Source organism: Amycolatopsis pigmentata (genome assembly GCF_042684065.1).
GTDB lineage: Bacteria > Actinomycetota > Actinomycetes > Mycobacteriales > Pseudonocardiaceae > Amycolatopsis_E > Amycolatopsis_E pigmentata.
Genome location: NZ_JBHUKR010000006.1, coordinates 362,394 through 386,889 on the forward strand (window position 1 = coordinate 362,394; position 24,496 = coordinate 386,889).

Here is a 24,496-nt window from a genome sequence, read left to right on the forward strand (position 1 = left end):
CGTGATCACCGACGTGCCCAACCTGACGCAGGCGCTGGCGCGTCGCGACCAATTCCACGCTTCGGCCTCCGAGAACGCGGCGGACCTCGTCGCGTTGCCTTTCCATCCCGAGCGGGTGGAAAAGGCCGCCGGCGAATCGCGCTTGACGCGAATCATGAACGAGGTCGGCAAGTCCTCGCGGATCGCGTCCTCCGTCGTGGTCGCCTACAGTAAAGGCGTCGGCACGCCGATGACCATTCTCCGGGACGGCGAATCCGTTTCGTACCGGATCGAGGACGGCGCCGAACCGGTATCCCAGGAAACGGCGTCGTCGTTCCTGGAAAATGCGGACGAGGTCTACGCCGCTTCCCTCGACGAGTCGGTGCGGCGCATGGGCCGCGGGTACCCGATGGAACTGGCCGGGCTGGCGATGATGCAATGGGGACCGGGCTTTCCCATGCCGCGTCCTCACTTCGCGGGTGCGGTCGATGATGTCGACGGCCTGGCGGAGCCGATCGCCAGCTCATCGCAGAATTCCGCGTTCCACGTTCCGGACCTCGTCGGATCCGGCCCCAAGGCGCTGGTGACCCTCGCCGGCACCCTCCGCGAGAAACTGGGTGAGACGCGGGCCGGAAACCGCGAACTCGGCGCCGCCGAATCCGAGGTAACCAGGCTCCGAAGCGCCATCCAGCATGCACTCCGTTTTTTCTCCGAAACCGAATCCCAACTCGTTTCGCTCCGAAAGCGCTTACAGGGCAGTACCGAGTATCAGGCTGTCCAGCAAGCCCAATCGATCGCCAGGAGCCACGTTGCGGCACCCGGCACGACTCCCTCCGTTGTCACCGATGCCCAAGCCCGTGTCGAAGCGCTCCGCGTGCAGCTGCGGGGCACCGCCGCATACCGGGCCGTCCAAAACGTCGAACAGAACCTCAACGCTCGTCGAGCGGGACTCGCACGCGACCGCGTCGCGCTCGGTACTGCCGAAGCCCGGGTCAAAAAGCTCATCGAGCAGATGACGTTGACCGCCGAGGTGATCGGGTATCCCGCGGGCGGTGGACGGGGCCGGGCATGGCGTATGCGCGCCCAGTACGGCAACAAGGGGATCGAAGTGTGGTTGATGAGCAACCGGGACGGCGTCCAGGCGGTCCACGAGGGCACCATTCCCGGGCTCGGCAACCTGTACGCGACGATGACGGACCGCGATGGCGCGAACGTGCCGGTCGGGGCCCGGCATCGGGCCCGGGCGGAAGCCTTGCGGAATCTGGGGCCGGAAAGGATGGACCTCAACCTCGCGGTCTTGCCCCGGCTGATGGGGATCGAGCCGACGGACAGCGTGATGACCGTGTTGAGGAAGTTCGCCGCGTTCCACGGCGACGACCTGGAGCGGCTCCGGGTCCGTATTCCACGCGGTTTGTCCGAGGAAGGATTGAGCCTCGCCGATGCCCATCGGTCGCTGCGTGCCGCCGGTCCGGGCTCGGGAGGCCTGTTCGTGGGCTATCGGACCTCTGGCGGCAGGCAGGAGAGCGTGGTCTGGGCCGTCCTCAACCGGACGAACACCGAGACCGGCGAGGACGAGCTGGTGCAGACCAGTCCTGGCGGCACCCTGATCGCGGCGAATCCCGACATGGACGTCGAAACGGTCTTCGCGTCGATGCGGAACTCGCAAGGGAACGTGATTCTCTCGGCACCTTCGGAAGAGGAGGACAGCGCCTCGGACGAGACGGCGGCAGAGCCGGACCACCTGGCGTCGACGATGCCTGGTGTCGATTGGGTGGCGGTGCGGACCGCGGAGGACGAAGCGAAACTTGGCCCCGTGCGGGCCGGGCTTTTCGGTTTCCCCCCGGAACTGGCCGAACGGTTGGCGCGGGAGCACTTGGAGGTGTATTCCGACCTTCCCCGGCTGGATGGTGGTGACGGGTTGCCGCAGGCCGTGGTCGAGGTTCTCGAACACGCGAAGGAAGGGTCGAAAGCCGTCGTGGCGGCCGGCGGCGAGACGTTCCGGGTGGACTACGACGAGGACGGCATCCGGGTCTATGACCACACCGGCGAGGATGCCTACCCCTGGGACTTCCCGCGCGGCACCGACCTCGGGATCGTGGTTCACAACCGGGACGGGGTGATCCTCGAGCGCCCGGGCAAGCGGCGGCACGATTTGGCGGCCATCGCCGAAGGGCGATCGCCGGGGGACGAGGTCGATCCGGACGTGCTGGCCGACGTGTCCGATGTGAACGGCTGGGCCGATTTGGTCGTGGGCATGGGGCGCACGCTCGTGCCGGAGCGGTTCGGCTATGGGGTTTCGGGATTGGACTCGCTGGTCGCCCGGTTGCTGCGCGGTGAGGCCGGCGCGGTCGCCGATGTGGCGGGTTATCTGCGTCGTGGTGGTGGGGTGGCGTGGCGTTTCGAGGTCGTCCCTGGTGAGGACGGCGCGTTGCGGGTGGTGGTGCGAAACCCGAGGACGGGCGAACCGATCGGAGAGGTCGATCCGGATACCGGCGTGCAGTCGATCGATCCGGACACGTTCGCGGATCTCGCTGATGTGTATGCCATTCCGAGGTCCTCGAACGAGGACTACATCACCCGCACGTTCCCGTTCCCGGATCACGCGGCCGAAACGATCGCCCGTCTCGGTGCGGGCCGGCGGATCGGCCGTGAGGAGCTTGTGCGGTCGTTGCCCGATGCGCCGATCGGGCCCGTACTCGACCTGCTGGAAGCGCAGTACGCGAAGACCGAGCGGCCTGAAGACGCGCCGGTACGCATGCCGTTCTACACCCCGGTGCGCCTGGGCGGCCGGGCGGAGCTCGGGCTTCGGATGAAGGCAGGCCAGGCCGGCACCGTGATGGCGGTTCTCGGTTACGGGAACGGCCGGCCACCCGCGGCGTGGGCCGTGGTCTTCACCGGCGACCGGATCTTACGTTTGACCGAATCCGGTGAGAAGTCAAGCGATTTGAGTCCGTTGCAGGGGTATTCGACGTACTACGCCATGCCGGTCGCGGCCGTCGGCAAGTTCGTCAACCGTGCCTACCCGTTCCCGGCCTCGTCGAACGGGGTCACCCGGTTGCGGCAACAGTCGGTCCACGGCCAGGAGATCCCCCTGACCACCCTGACCGGCGCGCTCAACGACGTCTTGGGTGTGAAGGCACTGGCGAGCGTCGCGCACTGGAAGCAGGGCACCTATTGGAGTTACGCACCGGAAGAGGTCGCCTCCGGGCCGACGAGCGTGAGCGACGCACTGAACGAGACCTCGAACCGGTTGCGGCGTGGTGGGCCCGCGCCGAGGGCGGCGTTGATCCACTATCCGGAGGACTGGACGGACGGGATAGGAAGTGTCTGGCTGATCAACGCGAACCACCCCGGCAGCGGTCTCGACGGCCAGTGGATTGTCCGTCACGGTGTCCAAGGACATCCGGTGGGCTTGCACCAGCTCCCGGCCGGGGGCACCTACCACCTCGTCGCCGTCGACAGCAACGGCATGCGTATCGGTCCCCGTTGGACCGGTCCCGCCGGTCCGGGCGCGGAAGCGTCGTCGATGTTCGGCCGGCCCTACGACGCACGGACCGCGCTCGATGCCGCCGTCGCACGCCACGTCGACCTGCACAACGCCTTCGGCAAGAGGTACCGGAATACGCCGGCCGAACGGATTTCCTCGTTCACCCCGGTGGTCGTCGGCACCGGCGAGGCAGGCGCGGCGGCCTTTGCCGGCAAGATGGCCGACCAAGCGCCGCGAGGCTCGTCCGGGTTCCTGATCGGCCTCCCTCTCGACCCGGAAGCGGGGCAGCGGGTGTGGACGGTGGCCAGGAATCCCGACGGTGCGGTGGAAATCCGCTCGGTCACCGACCACGCCGTCGAGACGGTCGCGGTGCCGAACCGGCCGGATGGGAAACCGGACTTCCGGCAGTTCGCCGGTTTCGAGATCCACGGGCTCGTCCACGACCTCGACGGCGAGCTGGTCGTCGGCGCGCACCGGCCGCACGAGGGGGAGATGACCTTCGTCGGGCCGTTCGGTGATGCCGACGGCGTCCGGGAGACGCTCGCCTTCGTCCGGGCGTCGGCAGGGAATCGTCCGGTGGATACGGTGCGGGCCCTCACCGGTCTCCAGCCGGAACCGTTGCCCGGCGGGGACTGGCGCGCCGCGTTGACCGAGCTGCTCGTCAATGGTGAGGACGGGGCAGTCGCGGTGGTCTTCGCCGATACGGGCCAGGGACGCGTATCGGCCTCGTTCGCGCGCAACTTCGGCGGCCGCGCGCAGATCGAGACGATCGACGGGCCGGGGGCGCGCGTCTGGGTGGCCGCCTTCAACCCGCGAACACGAAAGGTGCTTGCCGGACAACGACCTTTCGGCGACTGGCTCCCCGATGTCGAGTCCGGCGGGGCACTCGAGGGTCACCACGACTTCCACACGGCTTACCAGGACGCCTGGCCCGTCTCGTTACGGATCTACGACGGTGATCCGCGGGCGCGGATGACCGCGCTCGATCCCGAGGACTTCGCCAACGGCGCCACGGGAGTGCTCGCCTCCGCCCAGCGCGTCGCCGATGGCCACGAGGGCGCCTCCGCCGTGCTGAAGATCGGCACCTCGGGCGGTCCACCCCGGACCTACCACGTGGTCAACAGATCCGGCCGGGCCTACCTGATCGACCCGGCCCGCAGCGAGGGACCCGTCGAACTGACCGCCGAATACGTGACCGGGTGGATCGAAGACGAGGACACCCCGGTGTCGATGGCGGGAATCCGCCTTGACGGCCGTGTGCTCGCGGGCACGCGACGGGACGGCCCGTGGAGTTGGGCGAGCCGTTTCGCCGGGGACTCCGCGACGGAGCGTCCGGCACCCGGCATCCGGGCGGCTTATCTGCGGCCGTGGACCAAGGAGTTGCTGCTCCAGGAGAACTCGCTCTCCTCGGCGCAACGCATCGCCGAGTACGTCGAGGACGCGGAAAACCTGGTGAAGGTCGGGCTGGCCGCGGCGACCAGCCTGGGGTCCGGCCTGCTGGCGGATCCCCGTACCAGGCAGGCGATGACCGGGATGGTGGCCAAGGCATTGCGGGACGCGGCCGAGGGCCATCCGGTCAGCGGCATCGAGGTCGTCCGCTCCATCGTGCGGGGTCTGGTCGCCGCCGACGTGAAAGGGCACGGCGGGGCTGATCCCCGGGGTAACGCGGATGAGGACCTGGGGATCGAGGAACTCGCGCCGGGTGAAGGGTCCACTCCCGGGCGTTCTTCGCCGCATCCGGAGGAGTTCCCGGCGGGCTGGACCCTGCGCGACTGGTGGTCACCCCTCCTGCGGATGGAATTCCAGGGTTTCGCGGCGAGATGGTCGCGGGGCACGGTCTTCCCCGCGCCGGCCGAGTGGAGCCCGGCCGGGGGAAGCCGGTCCGCCCCGGACATGGAAGCGATACCGGGCATCAGTGAAACCCTGGCGTGGGCGCAGTTCTTCCACCGCAGATTCCCGGTGAGCTACAGCGAGGATCCGCGTGACGTGCTGACCCGGCTGCGGCCCCAGCATGTGCCCGGGCCGAGGCGCGGACCCAATGCCGATCTGCAGGTCGCGCTCCGCAGAGCTCCGGTGGGCTCGATCGGCGTCCACCTCAACCTGCCGACTCTCGGGCCCGACGGGCAGCCCACGGGTGTGCCCCGGGTAATGGGGATAGTGATCGACGGGTCTGGGACACCGCGCTTCGTCTCTGTGCGGGACGACAGCGAGATCACCGAGATTCCCGATCCTGATCTGGGGCCACACGGTTATGCGGTCCTCATCACCCCCGGCCGCGATGCTGTTCTGGGCCACCCGCCGGAGGACGGGCCATCGTTCCCCTTCCCGTTCGCCGTCGCCGACCGGGCCGGCGACGCGGTCGCGTTCGACGCCGCGCTGCGGTCCGCTGACTCGCCCGAGAGTGAGCCCGGCCCGCTGATCTCGGAGCACCCGCTGGAGTCCTTCGGCGCTGACAACCAGTTGCTCCAGGTACGTTCGCGGTCTGACGGCCGCCCCGGCACCATGGGGGTGGCGTTCACGCACAGTCCGGACGACGGGCGGCGAGCCTGGAACGTGGTGAATGTGCCGGGGCCCGACGGGAACCAGGTGACGATGGTTCTCGGCGTGTCGGGCAACCGTATCGCGAGGGCGAATCCACCGGAACTGCCCGACTCCACCGAGGTCCATGCGGTCCTTCGCGACCGGGATGGCGACGTGGTCGCCGCCTCGGACGAGAGCGGACCCGATTCCGGCAACGAATCGGATGCCCGGGACGGGTCGGAGTCGGATAACGGATCTGTGCAGGGGGACACGCCGCAACGGGAAGAGATCGGCTTCGCCGAGGTCCGTGGCTTCGACGGTTTCGAGCGCGCGCTGGACATCCACTGGGCGCGTGAGCCTGGGCCGGTGCCGACGCTGCCCGGCAAGTTCGAACACGTCGGGCAGGGCGCTTTGGGGTTGGTCCGCGCCATCGGCGAACTCGGCGATGCGGGCGGTCGCCGTTATGCCTTGCTGGCCGGGTATCCCCGGGCGGAGGGGTCGCTGGGCCGAGTTTGGGTGATCGAGCGTCAGGAGGACGGCACGTTCCTCGTCTTCGACGGCGAGGGAAAACCGTTCCCCGTCACGGAATTCCGGGAGGTCGGCAAGGTCTTCCTCGCCAGGCAATCGGAGCCCCCGGAGCCGGAGGAGAAACGCGAACCGCGCCGAAACCCTCCGCTCGACGACTCCACGGCCGTGTTCCTGCAGTCCACACGGGACTACGCGAACCGGCTCGCGCACTGGCTGCTGACCGAATATCCCGGCCGGGACCTGGTGAACGACACACTCGGCAAACTCGCGGATTTCGCGTTTCGCCGCGTCGCCCCGGACAAGCTCGACAAGGCACCGCAGACCGACAACACCATCCCGGGCGCCGCGGCGGACGTCGAGGCCGTTGTGACGCAGGGCAATGCGCGGGAGCGGCTGGCCTTCCTGTCGGGCCTCCACAAACGCACGGGCCTGTTCGGAAACGAGTGGAAATCACCGCCCGCCGAACTCGAAGCCCTTCGTCGGGAACAGGCGCCCACCCAGCAAGAAAGGCTGTACAACCAGCTCGTCGCGGTGAATAGGCTTACGGAGGCGGCCAACCTGCGGCAGCAAGAGGCTGACGCTTTGCGCGCCTTGGAGACCGCGATGCGGCCGCGAGACGTGGTACCGGCGTTGAGCGTGCGAGAGCGATCCATCGCGGTGAAACAAGGCGAGGTATTCGAACGAGACCGGATCCGGACCCGGTCCTTGCTGACGTGGTGGCGTGGTGACCGGCGTAACCCGCTCAAGGACGATTCCGAAACGCGCCGGCGGGCCACGGCCACCGGTACCTGGACCTGGCACGGTTTCTCCCAGGCCACCTATGACGTGCTGACGTCGACCAAGCTGGCGAACGCGCATGGGGAGGGGCTGAAACCGGAACTGGTGCTGCTGGGCCTGATCGGCAATCTGGTGCACACCGGGCAGGCGACCCTGCACGACATCCTGGTCACCGCGACGCTGGTGTATCCCGAGTTCGGCTACACGGGCGACCGTGGTGGTCTTCGCCGTATCGGGCCGATCCTCGAGGAGGTGTTGCGGGCGAAGGTCGCGCAAAAGGGGTTCCCGGACGAGCAGGCGCTGGCCGCGGCGGAACCGGAGTTCCAGGTGGTGGACGGGCAGCGCCGGGTCACCCGGAACCGGCGGCTCGCCGACCGGGTCGAGGAGATCCAGGCGCAGGTGACATCGGCACTGGGCCCCCGGGAAAACACGTCCCGCCGAGGGCAGTCCGCGATGGAGCAGGCACCCGTGGAGCATCTGGAGGCCTGGGAGTCGCTGCTGGGCTGGGTGAAGGATGGCGAGCGCACGGTCCGTCAGGCGGAGCAGGAGGAGCGTGAGCCCTGGACATTGGAGAATCTGCCGCGCCGGGCAAACGCCACCGGGCGAGGTCTCGCCGACTACGAGCCGGACGAGTTGCGGCACGCGTTTGGGGACTTGCGGGGCTATCCCGGTGGCGCGGCGTTGTCGCGGCTGGGGATGGGTTCGGCGGTGGTGCGACTGGTCGCCGAAGCGCGGCGTGTCGCCGTTGCCGAGGGCCGCGCGCCGAACGTGGCCGCCGACGATCTCCTGGCGGAGATCACCACCGACCTGCGTCAGGTGCTCGCGCCGCCAGAGGCGGAGGACGGCTTCGAGGGCACTACCGGAGAGGTTGTCACGCCGACGCCCGAACAGCGTCGGCGAGCACGCCAACTGGTCGAGCGGGAGCTCGTCATGCGGTCGCTGGCCAAGGTGCCGCGGGAAGAGCGGGCCGAGGTGCTGGACGCCGCGGTCCGGGTGGTGGCGCTGGCTCTCACTCAGGGCGAGGACGGTGCGGAACTCGCCAAGTCCATTGTGGAGGATCTACGGCTGGGAGTCCGAGGTCTGCCCGGGTGGACGGTCGACCGGGTGATGCGGGAAGCGGAACGCGCGGAGGCCGAAAGCGACGACGAGTCCGAGAGCGACGACGGCACCGACCTCGACGACGAGGCGCGTAAGCACGTCGAGCGGGCGTTCATCGAGCCATCGCTGGTCGACGTACCGGAGAATCAGCGGGACGCGGTCATGCGCGGCGTGGTCCGGTTGGTGGCGGAGGATCTCGTGCTCGGCAACGACGGAACCGGCCTGGCCGATGCCATCAGAGACGGTTTCCTGAGCATTGAGCATCCGGCCCTGTGGAACTACGAGCGGGTGCTTCAGGAAGCGCCATCCGACGATGACGCCATCAGAAGCAGGACCGCGGAGGCACGGCGGCTGGTCCGCGATGTGTTCACGGCGCCGACCTTGAGCCGTTTCCCTCCGGCTCGCCGGGGAGCGCTGATCCGCGGGATGACCGTGCTGGTGAAGCGGGAAATCGCGCGGGACAACGACGGCTTCGCCCTGGCGCGGTCTATTGTGGGCGATATCCGGTATGGAGCCCGGTCGAACTGGTGGACGCCCGACAGGGTGCGGCAGGAACGGCCGTCCGACGATGTCGTGATCAGTCAGGAGAGGCTTGCCGGGGCGCAGGCGCAGGTCGGTGCTGCGTTGATCGAGCCGTCCCTGCTCACGGTGCCGCGGAGCAACCGGGAGGCCGTGATCGCCGGCGCCGCTCATTCCGTGGCGCTGGCTCTGCACGCCGGACAGGACGGCGTCGAGCAGGCGAAGTCTATTGTGGACGAGTTCGCGCTGGACGGCACGCGTCGCGCTCGGCAGTGGTACCCGGATTTGGTCCGTCGTGAAGCGCATGAAGCGCGATCCGCCGGTTCCTTCGGCCCGGAGGAGCTGGACCGCGCCAAGGCGATCGTGGACCAGGCCTACACCGACCTGCTCATCAGCGGTAAGGACGTGACCCGATTCCGGGCGCCGGTGTCCCTTGGGGCGGGCAGCCCGCGGGCCGGCGAGCGCACCTGGTTCGTCGACCTGCGTGCGTTCCGGCCCCCGAGCCTGGAGGAGCACACGGTGGTGCTGGTGGCGCGGGATCTGGGTGCCGGCAACAACGGTCACGATCTGGTGAGGTCCATTCTGGACGATCTGGTCACCGGCCAGGAAATCCAGGCGCGAGGACTGTCCGTGCCGCCGCGTGAGGAACCTCCCTCGGATTCACTCCCCGAGCGGTGGACGGGACCGCAGTGGTTCTACGCGCGAGTTTCGCCCGGGTCGCCGGACACCTTGGCGGAGGACTTCCAGGCGTTCGCGGCGTCGTCGCGGCCACCGGGGCCGATCTACCGAGGCCCGTTCCATCTTCCCCCGGGAAGTCTCGATCCGGCGGATCCCCAACCGGATGTGATCTCGCATATCGAGGACGTCTACACCTTTGTCGACTTCGTTCACCAGCGGCTGCCGGTGACCTACGGGCGAAACCCACGTCAGTGGCTCGCGTCCGTCTGGCCGGCCCTGATCGGTTACGGCATCGACCTGACCACCGCCGTCAACGCCTTGGCCAGGAACCGAATCCCGACCGCGGGCGCCGTCGGGATTCTGATCGCGGTGCCGGACGGGTCGAGCGGCCAGGACGCGGTGACCGAAACCCGCGCCTGGGGCCTCCTGTATGACGGCCGCGGCCGGCTCCACGCGCTGGACATCGAGGGTGGCAGGGTGGGGTGGTCAGCGCGCGCCGGCCAAGCCCATTACTACGCCGCCCTGTCGATTCCGACCCCGCCGGTGCCGCGCCCTGTCCCCGCACGCCCTGTCCCGGCACGCCCTGTCCCGGCACCGCGTCCTGGCCGGGCCGCGCACCCGCCGAGGTTCATCTGGCCGTTCGCGCAAGTCACCGGGGTCGAGGACGCCATCGGGTCCGTCGCCCAGTTCCAGGCTTTTGTCGGCGTCCTGTACCCCAGCCCTGATGACCCCGCTGTATGGTTGGCCCGCCACACGCCGGCGGAACTCGATGCCGAGGGCGCCGAGCCTCTCCGCCTGGTGGCTACCGGCGGGCATGGCACGGCGGGCGTGGTGCTCACGACGGCACGCCGGGAAGACCACCCACAGGTGATCGACTACGGAACGGCCGTGCCGGTCACGGCCGGAAGAGTGGCGGGACACGACTCGTTCACCGTGCTCAACTATCGCGGTACCACGCTGATTCTGGATCTCCGGAACGGTATCGCCGCCCTCCCGCGGCTTCCGGCCAACCTGGCCCATCTGCACGCGGTCATCGTCGGGCCCGACAGCGCCGTGCTCGCGGGACACCTGCCGCCCGTCGCCCAGCCACTGGGCCCGCCCAGGCGGCCCTTGGGCTTGTCTCCGGTCGGGATCGCGGAGCTGATGCAGCAGGTGCCGGATGCCGGGGCAGTGATCGACACCTTCTGGTCGACCGCCACCATGCCGTCCGATCCTGTTTTGTCGGCCCCGTTGTCCCATACCGGGTGGGCTCTCGGTGGACGGCTCATGCTCGCCGCGAGGATGGTGTTCAGTGGCGAAGGTACGCGCGCGCTCGTGGCCGCTTACCCGACCGATCGGTCGCGGCCGGTCCGGACGTGGCACCTGGAGGTCCAGCGATCGCGCGACCGCCTCGTCATCATGGACAACCGCACCGGCCGGCCGGCGCAGCTCGACGTCTCTGTCTCTTCCACGGCATCGCTGTTCGCGCTGGTGCTCGATCGGAACAACGCGGTCGTCCCCGACGATCCCGCGCCGGCACCGGGCGCTGAGCAGGCGTCCGGCGTGCGGGCCACACCGGGCTCGGCCGCGGCCTCCGGCGCCGTACCGGCCACCGGTTCCGAGGACCCTCTCCCCGATGCGCCACAGCAAGCGCCGGTGTTCGCGCTCGGCTCGGAGGCGGACCTCGAATCGAACCCGGATTCCGACGTCTCACCCGTGGCCTCGGTGGCAGGCTCCCATCCGGTGTCCGAGAGCGATGTGGTGGCGGAAGAATCGGTCGAGGACGGCCGGATCGCCTATGCGGAGGCCGCGGCGGCGTTCGAGGAGAGGTTGCCGCGCTACGTCCTGAACGACCCGTCTCTCCGGGCCGCCGTGGAAGGCGAGATCAAGAAGCTCGTCGAATACCTGTGGCAGAACTACCCCGGCTACCTTGACGACGCACAGGGCGTCGACGCAGCGTTCCCCGGTAGTACCGCGGACCGCGAGGCCGTGGTGCGGGAGGGCAATATCCGGGAACGGGTCGCGCTCGCATCGGCCCTGTTGGATGCCCTTCCACCCGTTTCCGACCTGTTCCCCGACGTGCCGTCCACCCGGGACCGGTACGCCATGTCAGCGGAACGCCAGCCGACCCAGGCCTCCCTTGTCCTGGCCGATCCGCAGGTCACGGAGGAAGACCTGGCCGAGGTCGATCGGCGGCTGCGGACCGGGCTCCGGCCGGACGGTCTCGACCCGGAGTTGAGCGAGCGCGAGCGGCCGATCGCGACGGTCCGCGGGCCCGACGGGGAAGACGTGCTCGTTTGGCGGCCCGGCGACGCTCGCTACGCACTGCCGATGACATCGAACGCTTTCCGGGAGGCGGAGAGCACGGGCGCCCTGCTACGGTCCGGCGCCGCGCCGTTGATGTATAACGCGGTGACGTTCGCCGAGTCGGCCAACCTGCACGGGGAGGCGGATTTCGATCTTCCCACACTCGAACTGGCCTTGCTCGTGGTCGGCATGGACACCGAGCAGTTCACCTTCCATGAAGGGATGGCCGCGGGCGCCGAGGCCTCGACGGAACTGGCGTACGACAACGGTTACCGCCGGTACCGCACCGTCCCGCTGATCAGTGAAGAAGACTTGGGAACCCACGTCGCGGCCGGCAACGTCTTCCCGGACCGGCTCGCCTTCGCCGAGGCCGAACAACGCGCTTTCGCCGATGCTCCACGACTTCCCGGCCCGCCGCCGCCCGGCTCGTGGAACGAGGGTGTCCGGCCGTTGATCGAATGGGCGTGGATCATCACGCGACCGGAGGAGTGGTTTGCCAACCCGGGCCGGAACGAGGCCCGTGCCGTCCGGTGGGTGGAAGAGGAGACCTCCGAAATCCGGCGGGACCGGCCCGGCTTCACCCCGTATGTCCGCGCCGCGTATGCCCTGTTCCAGGCCCATCCGGGCGGGCCCGGCCTCGCGGGCTGGATGCTCGGATCGTCGGCCGTCGTGATCATCGCCGATCGCCTGCGGGCCGGGGTCGAGGCCGCCGGTCTGCAACTCGACGATGCGCCCGCCGCCTTGCGGCAGTTGGCCGGGAACGAAGAACTCCCCGACATCCCGGCCGCCGCCGTCACTACGTTGCGGTCGGTGCTCGACGCCGCCGGCGCTACGCTGGACGACCTCGCCTCCGATGTCCTCGGGTCGCGTTCCACCCGGAACATCACCAACCTTGTCCCCGCGTTGCGTCTTTTCCGCGACAACTTCGAACAGTTCCGTGGTGTCTCCGAAACCGCGGCAGCCGCCGCGAACACGGAAAGCACCGTCTACCCGGGAGATCCCGTCATCCGGCTGATGGGACGGGAACCGCTGCCGGTCGGCACCGGCCCGGACGGGTTGAGGCTGCTCATCGATCTGGTGAACGAGACGGGCGAGGGCACCGAAGTCGTGGTGTTCGAAAGGACACCGGCCGGGGAATTCCGGGCCCGGAACCTCAGGTACGGCGAAGGAAGGGTCTGGGTGACCGAGGACCCGGACGCCGAGAACCCCGTTCTGGTTCCGGCGGAACCGGGCGCGGTGGCCGCCGACTCCGCGATCTTCGCGCTGGGCCTGCTGCCCGATGGGACCTTCGTGACGGGCATTTCCCCACGCCACGAGCACGAGAGCGCGCCCAGTCCCCAGCATGGAGATTGGTCCGCCGCCACGCTCGAAGTGGCCACGCTGGCGGCGGCCGACGCCATCGCGCCGTGGCAGGTTTCCCTGGCGAGGGGACTGGTCACGGTGGCGCACACCGAGTTGGAGGCCGCGCACGCCAACCCGCCCGAGAGTGGGCCCGGAGTGCTGACCCAGGTGCCGCCCGATCACCCCGTGCTGCCGGAGTTCCTCGGCAGTGACCTGCACGAGGCGGCCGCCAGGGTGGTGGGACGCGCGCTCGCCAACGGCCGTTCCGGCCTCACCCTGGCCTGGAGCATTGTGCGGGGGCTCGCGACGGAGCGGGCCCTCCACCAGTCCCCGCTCGTCCAAGGGCTCGCACCGCAGGCCGTCGAGGTCGCACAGCCGGATGGTTCCCAGACCGGGGAAAGCGACGCCTCCGGCGAAAGCCAGGCGGGCAACGAAAGTGACGCCGGTACCGAACCCGCGACTCTCCCCGGTGTCGGCCGTGTGCGCTCGCCTGGACCGCCGCGGGAGGTCGAGGGGATCGGCGAGGCGCGCGATTTCCATGCGGCGTTCCGGGCCGCGTTCGGCGGTGTCGATGCGGAGCGGGCACGCCGGGAGCTCGTCCAGCACACGCCGCAGGAGTTCGACCCCGGCCGGCGGGGTGTGGAGCAGGTCCGGGAACTGGTGCGGGACGGAAGCCATGGTGCGGCCGCGGTGTTGATGGTCGACACCTGGGGCGGGGACCGGCGGGCGTGGAATATGGTCAATTATCGCGGCCAGGTGCGGATTCTCGACACTCGTGGTGGCGTGCGATTGCGTGCCTCGCAGCCGGACGATTTCCGTCTGGCCAGGAGGATCCGCGCGGTGGTGGTCGACGCTGAGGGCACCGTGCTGGCCGGAGAGTCGTCCGGTGAGCCGGCCGGTGACGCGGCGTCGGCGACGCCGATCGTGCTACGGGACAAGATCTTCTTCCACGAATACGTGCGGCGCGTCGACGGGGCCGAGGCCGCGCTGGACGATCTGTGGACCGACGGTCCCGACCGTGGGCCGGTGTTGCCGGCCGAGTTGAACCATGTCGGCCAGGGCGCCGCCGGCATCGTCGCGCTGGCGATGGAGATGTTGTTCCGGGAGGGACAGGTTCAGGCGCTGGTCGCGGAACTGCCCGCCGATCCCGCCGTGCGGGGCAGGGGGTGGCATCTGGTCACCCATGACGGCCCCGCTGGCCGTGAGGTCATGCTCGGTCCGAACAGGGGGCCGCATCGGCCGCTGAATCTGGAGGAGTTCGAGGACACTGGCGACCTGTTCAGGTTCGGTCTGGATCGCCATGGCCGGGTTCTCGGCTCCCTACCTCAGTCATTGGGTGAGGACGAGGAGCCGCAAGGCGAATCCGGCGACGGTGATGTTTCGAACGGTGACCACCTCGGGGCCGTGGCGAGGGCTCTGGCGATGGCGAGGATCGAGTTCACCCGGGCCTCTCTGGTGTTCGAGTCGAACGCGACACGTTTCCTGTTGCGCCGGGCGGAAGTGGCGGCAGAGGTCCATCGTTTCCTTTCCGCCCTGAAGAACCGTTTCACCCCGGAGGTGTGGGCCGCACTCGCGATAACGAACCCGGTCGTCCCTGGAGCCAACGCCGGCGCCGACGCGGTCGCGGAGAGAGGCAATATCCGCGAGCAGACGGCGCTCCTGCTCATTGCCGTCCAGACGTACTTCCAGCGGCGGGCCGACCGGCCGCAACTGCCCGCCGTCGTCCAAGCCGACCGGGACAGGCGCCGGCCCACGGTCGCCAGGCTGGCCCACGTCGAGGCGCTCGACGACCTGCGCCACGCTACCCAAGCGGTTCTCGGCGTGGATGATCCCACCCCGGAAATGGTCCAGCAACAGGAAGAGGCATCGCGCCGGGCGGACGACGCCATGCAAGCGATGCGTATTCCGTTGCGGCCGGACGATGTCGAGCCGCCGTTGAGTGGCGGGGAGCGGTCGATCGCCGTGGTCCGGGGCCCGGACGGCCAGGAAAGGCTCGCCTGGTACCGCGTGGGCGGGCGCAGCGAGCCGTCTCCGCTGACGGCCAGTGCCGACGTGGTCGACGGCGCCGCGAACCTGCTGACCGACGGCACGACCGGTTCCGCGTATGACGCCGCCATGCTGGCCGATGAGGCGAACCGGGAGTGGCCCGAATTCCGGGACGACGAACTGGATCTTCCTCTGCTGAGCGCGGGGATCGCGGCGGTGTGGACCTCGACCGGGCAGCGCAGGTTCGGTGACGTGCTGCGGTCGATGGCGCTCGCTTCGCCCTCATTGGTCTATGACGGCAATTACGGCCAGTACCATCGCGCGTTGGGGTGGCTTGACGACGACGACAATCTGATGGGCCCCTTCGACCCGGAGGTCATCCGGCGAGAAGTCGCCGAAGACGGCTTGTTCCCGGACCAGCACGCGTTCGCGAAGTTCGAGGAAGAACTCGGCGACGCCGCCGATGACTACCGCGAGCAGTTCGGCGAGGCGCTTCAGCAGGCAGTGGAGCGTCGGCTCGGGGGCGAGGAGGACCAGACCACTGGCGAGACCGCTGACGACGGCGCCGAAACCGGAACGGATCGAGCGGTGTGGCGGGTGTTGGCGCAGTGGGCCGACACCCGCAGGCGCGCGATGAACGCGGATCCGGCCGGGCGGGAACACCTGGCCCAGTTGCGTGAGCGGTACCGGGATCAACTGCGCGCCCTGGAGGCCGCGGCCGGGCGGAGTGACGGGTTCAGGGACCGACTTCGTGCCGATGACGCCCTCGCCTCGGGGGAGGACGAGCCTGCTCCGCCGCGGTGGTGGCGGTTGTGGAACCGCGAGTCGGTGCTGGCCGAGGCGAACGATGCGGGGAGCCTCGCGGACTTCGACGAGCCGGTCGTCGCCGCTGCTTACGTGGTGCTGAAGGCTCATCCGGAGGGCCCGCCGCTGGCGGCCGCGGGGCTTGGTACCGCGGTGGTGCGGATGATCGCGAAACGGATCGCCGGGCTGGGTCTGGACAACCTGGTGTCCGAGATCGCCGACGCGCGGGACCTTCAGCGGGTCGAGGCCGCGGCGAACCGGGCGGGAAGTCTCGCCGGCTTCGACGAGTCGACGGTCCAAGTTGCCCGTTTGGTGCTTCAGGCACACCCGGATGGCGAGGAGATCACCGACGCCGGAGCGGGTACGGGGGTCGTGCGGATCATCGCGAAAAACGTCGCGGACCTGGATTTGGACCATCTGCTGACCGAGATCTCCGCGGGGCTGCGGGAACCGTCCGTGGTGGAGGAGCAGGAGCCCGGTCAGGAAGAACCGGGAATGTCCTACGGGGCCATGGAATTCCTTGCCGGACCCCTCGAGTTCCTGCCCCGTTGGCTGGGGAGCTCCGCTTCGGGCAGGGGCCACTGGTTCCACCGTGTGGGCGTCGCGGAGATCCTCTCGCACGGGGTTTCGCTCGGCACCGGCCCCGCCGCTCTGCGGCGCGCCCTCACCTTCCTGGACCGTAGCGATCACGGTACCGCCGTGGTGGTGATGGAGCGATCGCCGGATGGGCGCCTCCGCGCCTGGAACCTGGTCAACGACGACGGTGCGCTCTATGCGGTGTACCGGTCGGGCGGCCGGTACCGTCGGGTGCGAGTGCGCCGGGAGCTGGTCGCGGAGGACTCCCTGCTGGCCGTGTGGGCGATCGACTCGGACGGGGATCCGGTGAATCCGGACGAAATCCTCCAACGGGCAAGGTCCACAACAGTGTTTAGCCGGGAAAGTGAAAGCGAGTCCGGGTCGGATGGCGAAGAGTCGTCGGATGACGAAGGCTCCCCGAGGCCGGGGCCGTCCACGACGGCGCCGTCCAGAACCGCACCGGCCAGGACCGTACCGTCAACGTCCACAGTGGAGTATCACGCTGTCTCCGGTGACGGCGGCGAGCATTCGGCGGAGTTGGCGGCGTTGGAGGATGTGGTGCCGCCGGGGGTGGCCAGGGTCCCTCCGGCGAGGTTCGTGGGGTTGCTGGGTACGGCGGCCGGATCAAACCGGATGGAAGTGCTGCTGGCGGGAGCGTTGGCAGTGCATTCGACGTTCCGTGGGGTACCGTTGCTGTCCTCGATGGTGACCGACGATATGCCGGGTCCGGCCGGGGAGGTGTTGAACCGGGCGCCGGAGGAGGCCGGTGCCGATGGTCGCGGGCTGGCCACCGTGGCGGGTTTGCTGGACGAAGACGGCGGCGACGCGGTGGTGATCGCTCGTTCGGAGTCGGGGGAGGTGCGAGTGCTGAACCTGACCCGCGACGGCGACGAAGTGTCCATTGTGGAGCTCATGCGCGGAACGCCGACTCGTGACGGCGAGGGAGCGTCCATTGTGGAGCCCACGGGCGAAACGCTGATGGTGGTGCGGCCGGCCGAGGTCGAGGCGGCGGGAGCGGGGCTGGGGAAGGTGTACGCGATAGTGTTCGACGGTGCGGGCCGGTGGGTCCCGGTCCGTCCGCTGACGGCTTCCGCGAACTCCGGCGCCGTGTCCGAGGTGGGGGACACCGAGGCCGGCGACATCCTGCCCGATGCGGCGTCCGAGGTCACCTACCTTGGTGAGGACGAGGATCTTCATGACAAGGCGGGTGAGGCCGATGAGCCTGACGACACGGCGGGTGAGGACGAGGATCCTGAGGACAAGGCTCTGCGTGAGCAGGAGGATCGTATCCGCGTGCTGATGGACGAATTGGCTCGGCATCAGGAGGTTCGGGTGCCGGGAGCGGCGGGCTGGCTGCGGCAGACCGTACATGCGATGTTCTGGCTGGGCGCGCTGGCGTCGGCGGCGTTGATGGCGGAACTGGCGGCGGTGAGTGGGCGGGACATCATCGCGCTGACCTTCGGCCCGGGTGTGGACGATGATCCACGGTTGTGGCGGTTCCGGCCCTCGGGCCGTCCGTTGCCGGTGCGGATCGAGGACCTGCCACCCGAGGCACAGGCGGCTTTCGCCGAACTCGGCGGCACCTACTCCGCGACCGAGGACCCCGTCCGGGCAGGGAAACCGTTGCGCCATCCCGTTCCTGACAAACAGGGCGGATGATCACGGACGATTTCGGCTGGACCTCGCGGTCCGCCGTGGCATGCCCGGCGACGGCTGGAGATCTACGCGGCGGGCGTGCGCGACCCGAGCACCCCGCACCTGCCGCTGCCCAGGGCCGTGCTCGAACACGACTACGGCCGGCTGCTGCTGTCCGCCGGCTACCGCACGGATGCACGAGTCTGGCTGGCCCAGTCCCACCGTCGCTTCACCGTACTGGGCGCTCGCCCGTTCCCCCGGCGCGCCGAGCAGGCCCTACGGTTGTGCGGGAGGGCCATGCCCAAGCCGGTAACCGGAGGACCCGGGCTGGCCGAACGCGAGGAACAGGTCAGCAGGCTGGTAGCCCACGGCCTCACCAACCGCGAGATTGCCAACGAGCTGTACATCACCACGAAAACCGTCGAGTACCACCTGAGTAATGTCTACGCCAAGCTGGGCGTTGCCTCACGTCAGGAGTTGAAGCGCCTGCTGGCCCCACGGCAACCGTCACGCCGAGCAGGAGCACCACGGATTTTTGATTGCATCGGTCGGCGCAACGCCGGTCTGGAGTGTGATGGTAAGGCTAGCGCAGCGCGTCGAGCGCGGGTCCCTTGATCCCGGTGAGCACCCGCAGGTTCAGCTCGGGATGTGAGTCGCGGAGCCGCTCCGGCAGCGGGCCCGCGAGTGCCTCGAGGGCCGTGCGGAACCCGATGAGCGTCAGTGTGCCCGAGGCGGTGTCGCGCGTGGCGGCGACCGCGCTCTCCGCCTCGTCCGGGGCGCGCAGGATCTTCGCCGCGTGTCGGACGAGGACCTGCGCCCGCCGGCGCCCGGCCCCGCACCGCCATCGGTTCACCGACCCGCGACTCGCGCAGACGACGATTGACGAGTGGATCCGCTCGTGGTCCGACGCTCACCATGTCGCGGACCTGACCTGGTCCACCTACGACTCGCATATCCGCTACCACATCCTGCCCCGCTGGTCGGGCACCGCGCTGGGCGACATCCAGCGCATCGCGGTGAAGGGCTGGGTGAACAAGACCCTGCGCACGAAGCTGGCCGACAAAAGCGTCCAGGACATCCTCGTGCTGTTGTCGATGATTCTCGGGGAAGCCGTGGACGAAGGCTTGATCGGCGCCAACCCCTGCCGGAAGCTGCGGATCAGCTTCGCCGAACGGCCCGAACGACCCCATGCCACGACCGACGAAGTCGACGCGCTGGCCGGGAGGATGGCACCGGACGCCGGATTGCTGACCGTCACCGCCGCCTACACCGGACTGCGCTGGGGCGAACTCGCCGGGTTGCAGTGGCACCGGACCTATCTCGGCACCAACCCGCGTATCGAGGTCGACCCGGAGTTCGGGGCGCTCCACGAGATCAACGGACGACTCGAACTGGGACCGCCCAAGACCCCCGCCAGCGTCCGCACCGTGCAACGCCGGTCCAACTTCCGCCGTCGGGTCTGGCTGCCCGCGCTGGCCGGCGACGAGAAGCGGGGCTGGGCCCCGTTGAACCAGGAAATGCACTTCCACGACCTCCGCCATACGCACGAGACGTGGCTGGTCGAAGACGGCGTACCCCGCATCCTGCGGCTGGTGCGCCTGGGTCATAAGCGTAAGGACATCGACGACCACTACTCCCACGTCACCGACACCATGGTCGCCAACATGCTGGCAGCGCTGCAAAGACGCTGGGAGCAGGATGGCGGCTGGACCTGGGAGCAGGGTGGCGGCTGGACCGGGGACGAAACCCACGCTATAGCCCCGAAAGTGGCGTGAACCCTTCGGATGAGCGAAGGTGGTCAGGACCCCCTGCTCCCCAAAACGATCAACGGCCCGCCGATGAAAATCATCGACAGGCCGTCTACCAGGCAAAACACAGGGTGGGCGATACTGGGATCGAACCAGTGACCCCTTCGGTGTGAACGAAGTGCTCTCCCGCTGAGCTAATCGCCCCTTGCTTGGTACGGACGAAACTATAGCGGACGACTTTCGGTGGCTGGCAAACGGGTGGTCTTTTGACCACACACTGCGCACATGGCCAGGTACGGAGCGAACAACCGCGTGCTCTCCGGGGCTGCGCCCTTCGATCGGGGGAGTGATGTCACGCACTGTGGCGGAACTTGGCGGTGTCGCGCGGGGGGCAAACCGAGCAGTATGTAAGGGCACTGTCAGGGGACCGGACGTGGAGGCCGGAAGGCGTCCGGGTCATGATGGTGCGGCTAACGTGCCCGATGACTCCATCCGAGTGATGTAGGGCACGTGCGCTGACCGAAACGGCGGGTCGAAACGTCACTTAGGCAAACTCGGCTCAGCGGGCCGTGAAGGGAGATGAAGGGTAACACGATGCGTAACGATCACGTGACGCTCCGCTCGACGGCGGTGTTCGACCTGCTGGCGCCGAGAACGCCGGCGGTTCCCGTCAAGGTGGAGCTGCGCTACGACACGCGCGACCCCTACGCCGTCGTGGCCGCTTTCCGGACCGGCCGGGCAGGCTGGGTGGAGTGGGTGTACGCGCGCGATCTCCTCGCCGACGGCCTGCTGGCCGAAGCGGGTGACGGCGACGTGCGGATCCGGCCCTCGGTGGAGGACCCCGAATCGGTGGTCATCGAGCTGAATTCGCCGTCGGGCCACGCCATGTTCGAAGCGTCGGCCCAGGAACTCGCCGACTTCCTCGACCGCACCTACGACGTCGTCCTGCCGGGCAACGAGCACCTGTGGGTCGACGTCGACGACGCGCTGACCCATCTGATACCGAACGACCTGGGCTGACAACGCCGAGCGATCACAAAGGGCACCCCCCTGTGACCGCGCCCGGCCTATCGGATATGGTTTTGCCACACCGCGACGGAGAGTCGAAAGACACGAAGTCGGGGGTAGGCGGACGTAGCGCAGCTGGTAGCGCATCACCTTGCCAAGGTGAGGGTCGCGGGTTCGAATCCCGTCGTCCGCTCGGGAGGCCTTACTCGGGCCTACACACGGTGGAGTGGCCGAGAGGCGAGGCAACGGCCTGCAAAGCCGTGTACACGGGTTCGAATCCCGTCTCCACCTCGCGCGATTAGCTCAGCGGGAGAGCGCTACCTTGACACGGTAGAGGTCACTGGTTCAATCCCAGTATCGCGCACCACCTGTTTTCGCAGCTCAGACGGCCTGTCGGTGATCTTCGCCGGTGGGCCTTCGTCGTGTTCGGGGAGCATTTGGGGAGCAGGGCGTCCTGAACACATTTCGTTTTCCTGAGTGTTCGGCCCAGCTCTAGGTCCCATACGTCTCCCACCGGGCCTGCAGCGCGGCCAGCATGGCCTCGGTCATGGTGGGGGTGACGTGGGAGTAGGTATCGTGGCCGCGCCCCGATACTGGCTCCGGGTCGCCGGGTGGAACCTGTGGGGCGGGCGGCGTCAGCGGCGATCTGATTCAGGTTGGCGCGGGAGAAACGCAAGTGCTTGCCCAGGAACGTGCACGGCACCAAACGGCGGGCCGCGCACCGACGCAGCCACGACTCCCGTACCTGCAACAACTCCGCCGCTTGTGCCGGGGTGAACAGGATCCGCGCCGGACCACCCGCCGACTGGTCCACAGACGGCCGAACCCCGTCCACCGCGCCCTGATCATCCCGACCACCGTCGCCGCCCGACAGCGGCGAAGCCGAAGACAGCGGTACCTGGATGGCCCGCTCGACCGGGCCGGGTACGCGCCGCCGAGCGGCGGAGTTCGATTACGAAGAAGTCCAGCAGGACGGTTTCCGTTTCCGCGCGACCTGGGCCCGCAAGCTCGGACAGTGAAGCGCGAATGACGGCCCTCGCCTTTCTCGATGCCCACACACCGCCCGGCGGCGGAAATGTCCCGGCGATGCACATCGATCCGGCGACCGGTCCACCGCTAAGGATGGGCGTCGTCTACGGTTGCGGCTCACGCACGCCGGCGCGGACGGCAAGGAGCGAGAACTACTCCCAAGACTCTCTCGGCGGAGATGTAGCCGAGTTGACGGGAGTCGAAGCTGGCTTTCCGGTTGTCGCCGAGCAGGACGAGTTTGCCCGGGGGCACGCGTTGGTCGCCGATCCCGGCCAGTGCCGGGACTTGCTCGCTGGGCACCGGATCGCCGGGTGCCGCGAGCACGCGCTTGATCATCCATTCTCGGCGGCGGAGGGCCGAGCCGCCGGATAGGGCGTGCACCGGTCGTCCGGGCCACTCGGAGCGGTGCGTAGGGCGCTCCACGACGACCACCGCCCCCGCCGTAAGCGCTCGCCGACGATGGACCAGCACCTCGTCGCCGTCGCGGAAGGCGGGTTCCATGCTGGTTCCCCGGACCGTCACGATCACCACGCGGCCGAACAACGCGGAGGCCAGCCGAACGCAGCAGGTGGCGATGGTGGGAAGACCACCACGTGAGATTTCCCCTTGCGGGACGGACGCGGTGGTCATGTCTGCCTGCTCAGGAGTGGTGATCCGTCGTCGCCGGTGGCTTGGTACCCGGCGGCCTGCAGCGCGAACAGCCGGGCGTATTCCCCGCCGGCGGCCATCAGGGTTGTGTGGTCGCCTTGTTCGACCACACGACCTTCAGACAGGACGACGATGAGGTCGGCCTCGCGCACGGCGCTGAGCCGGTGCGAGATCAACAAGCTGGTTCGAGCTTCCCGGTGCTGCGTGAGCGACCTGTGGATCTCGGCCTCGGCCTCGGCATCGAGTCCGGAGGACGGCTCGTCGAGAATCATCAGCTCGGACCGGTCACGGAGGAACGCCCGGGCGAGCGCGAGTCGCTGCCATTGCCCGCCGGAGAGCATCACGCCGGTCTCCGGATCACCCGTCTCGGAAGCCGAGACGAAGTTCCGCGACAGCAACGTGTCGTATCCGTGGGGCAGCCCGGTCAGTTTGTCGTGGATTCCGGCGCGCAGTGCCGCCGCCTCGATACGGCAGGGGTCGCCGATCGCCGCCAGGTCACCGAGACCGATGTTCTCGGCAGCGGTCATGTCGTAGGCCATGTAGTCCTGGAAGACCGCGCCCATGCGCCGTCTCAGGTCGGTCACGTCAACCTCCCGGATGTCCACGCCGTTCCAGAGGATCCGGCCCTTGTCGGGGTCGTAGAACCGGCCCAACAGCTTCACCAACGTGGACTTTCCCGCGCCGTTGAGGCCCACCAGCGCGACTGCCGTGCCTTGCCGGATCCGCAGGGAGACCCCTCGTAACACCCATGGATGGTCCGGTGAATAGCGGAACCACACGTCGCGCAGTTCGATCGCGTGCCGCAGTTCGGGCAGCGCGCGGGGCGTTGCGGGCACCGCCAGGTCCGGCCCGGCCGCGGTCACCGCGAGGTAATGCTCGAACATCACCAGAGCCTGGTGGGTGCGCGCGACCTCGCCGGCCAGTGTGGCCAGCGCACCTTGAACACCGGCCAGCGCGGCGACGAAGACCGTGATGTCGCCGACCGAGAACCGGCCGGATCGCGCGGCGCCGACCGCCCAGAGCAGCCCCGCCCCGGCCACCACGGCGGCCAGCAGGCCGAGACCGGCCTGGATGATGACCTCCTGCCGGTCCGTGGCCCGCTTCGCGGAATTGGCTGAGCGCCGTTCCGCCAACATCCGGTGACGGAGGAAGCCGCCTATGTGGAAGAGCCGCACCTCCTTGGCCGCTGTCACGCTGGAAAGCAGTTGTCCGTAGAAGAATTCTCGCCGCTCGGCTGGTGCGATCGTCCAGAGCGTGCTCGCTCTCCGCCGCGACAGCAGGAGCTCCGCCATGAAGGTCGGAACCGCGGACGCCAACACCAACACCGACATCAAGGGGCTGAGGACGTAAATCGAACCGAGGAAACCGGCAATGCCGATCGCCGCGCGGACGATGCCGAGCACCCCTTCCACCGCCTGGTTGGGTGTGGCCGCGCCGGCCTGCTGCGCGAGCCGTAGACGGTCCAGGAATTCCGGGTTCTCGAAACGTCCCAGTCCGACGAAGCGGTCCACCGCGGTGAACAGCCGGTCCTGCGCGACCAACCCCACCGCGCGGTCCAGTTCCGACCGCAGATATCGCACGGTGTGCGGCGCCACCGCGGCGACCACGCCCGCCACGGAAAGGACCGCGGCGAGGCGGATCAGCGTGCCCAGCGCGGCACCGCTGACCACGTTGTCAAGGACGAGCTTGGTCAGCCACGCGGTTGCCACCGGGAGCGCTCCCTCGGCGAGGGTGAGTACGAGGTAGCAGCCGAGCGCGCCAGGCGCGGCCCGCACCGGCAGAGTGCAGGCCGCAGCCACCTGCCGCAGTCGCCCCCAGGTCCCGTTAGCAGCCCTGGCACGCCCGGCCG

The 24,496-nt window shown here is 68.7% G+C and carries 7 protein-coding genes and 4 tRNA genes (1 of these 11 running past the window's edge); 7 read left to right on the forward strand and 4 right to left on the reverse strand.

Annotation, left to right across the window (positions count from 1 at the left end; all coding sequences use genetic code 11):
* The 3 genes from ACFSXZ_RS09595 to ACFSXZ_RS09605 all read left to right on the forward strand — a co-directional run.
* Window positions 1–18,238, forward strand: the 3' end of a protein-coding gene (locus ACFSXZ_RS09595; protein WP_378263491.1) for a WXG100-like domain-containing protein. It extends 28,871 nt beyond the left edge of the window; the window shows 18,238 of its 47,109 coding nt (coding positions 28,872–47,109); its start codon lies off the left edge, out of view; its stop codon occupies window positions 18,236–18,238.
* Between the two features lie 75 nt (window positions 18,239–18,313).
* A complete protein-coding gene (locus ACFSXZ_RS09600; protein ID WP_378263493.1) occupies window positions 18,314–18,829 on the forward strand; it encodes a helix-turn-helix transcriptional regulator in 516 nt (171 codons plus the stop codon).
* 95 nt (window positions 18,830–18,924) lie between these two features.
* Complete coding sequence (locus tag ACFSXZ_RS09605; RefSeq protein WP_378263495.1) at window positions 18,925–19,989, forward strand: tyrosine-type recombinase/integrase; 1,065 nt, start codon at window positions 18,925–18,927, stop codon at window positions 19,987–19,989.
* A gap of 105 nt (window positions 19,990–20,094) precedes the next feature.
* On the opposite strand, the gene ACFSXZ_RS09610 is transcribed toward ACFSXZ_RS09605, so the two are convergent.
* Window positions 20,095–20,166, reverse strand: a tRNA-Val gene (locus ACFSXZ_RS09610).
* Between the two features lie 390 nt (window positions 20,167–20,556).
* Between ACFSXZ_RS09610 and ACFSXZ_RS09615 the strand changes: the two genes are divergently transcribed.
* The 4 genes from ACFSXZ_RS09615 (at window position 20,557) to ACFSXZ_RS09630 (ending at window position 21,337) form a co-directional block, all read left to right on the forward strand.
* Complete coding sequence (locus ACFSXZ_RS09615; protein WP_378263497.1) at window positions 20,557–20,982, forward strand: SsgA family sporulation/cell division regulator; 426 nt, start codon at window positions 20,557–20,559, stop codon at window positions 20,980–20,982.
* A 108-nt stretch (window positions 20,983–21,090) separates the two neighbouring features.
* A tRNA-Gly gene (locus ACFSXZ_RS09620) sits at window positions 21,091–21,163 on the forward strand.
* A 27-nt stretch (window positions 21,164–21,190) separates the two neighbouring features.
* Window positions 21,191–21,261 (forward strand) — tRNA-Cys (locus tag ACFSXZ_RS09625).
* A gap of 1 nt (window position 21,262) precedes the next feature.
* Window positions 21,263–21,337, forward strand: a tRNA-Val gene (locus ACFSXZ_RS09630).
* Here the strand turns inward: ACFSXZ_RS09630 and ACFSXZ_RS09635 are convergent.
* The 3 genes from ACFSXZ_RS09635 to ACFSXZ_RS09645 form a co-directional block, all read right to left on the reverse strand.
* Complete coding sequence (locus tag ACFSXZ_RS09635) at window positions 21,308–21,805, reverse strand: helix-turn-helix domain-containing protein (RefSeq protein ID WP_378263499.1); 498 nt, start codon at window positions 21,803–21,805, stop codon at window positions 21,308–21,310. The genes ACFSXZ_RS09630 and ACFSXZ_RS09635 overlap by 30 nt on opposite strands.
* A 311-nt stretch (window positions 21,806–22,116) precedes the next feature.
* The gene (locus ACFSXZ_RS09640; protein WP_378263501.1) at window positions 22,117–22,629 is read right to left on the reverse strand and encodes a S26 family signal peptidase; all 513 of its coding nucleotides are present in this window, start codon (window positions 22,627–22,629) and stop codon (window positions 22,117–22,119) included.
* Complete coding sequence (locus ACFSXZ_RS09645) at window positions 22,626–24,422, reverse strand: ABC transporter ATP-binding protein (RefSeq protein WP_378263503.1); 1,797 nt, start codon at window positions 24,420–24,422, stop codon at window positions 22,626–22,628. The genes ACFSXZ_RS09640 and ACFSXZ_RS09645 overlap by 4 nt, the downstream gene beginning before the upstream one ends.
* Window positions 24,423–24,496 lie beyond the last annotated feature (74 nt).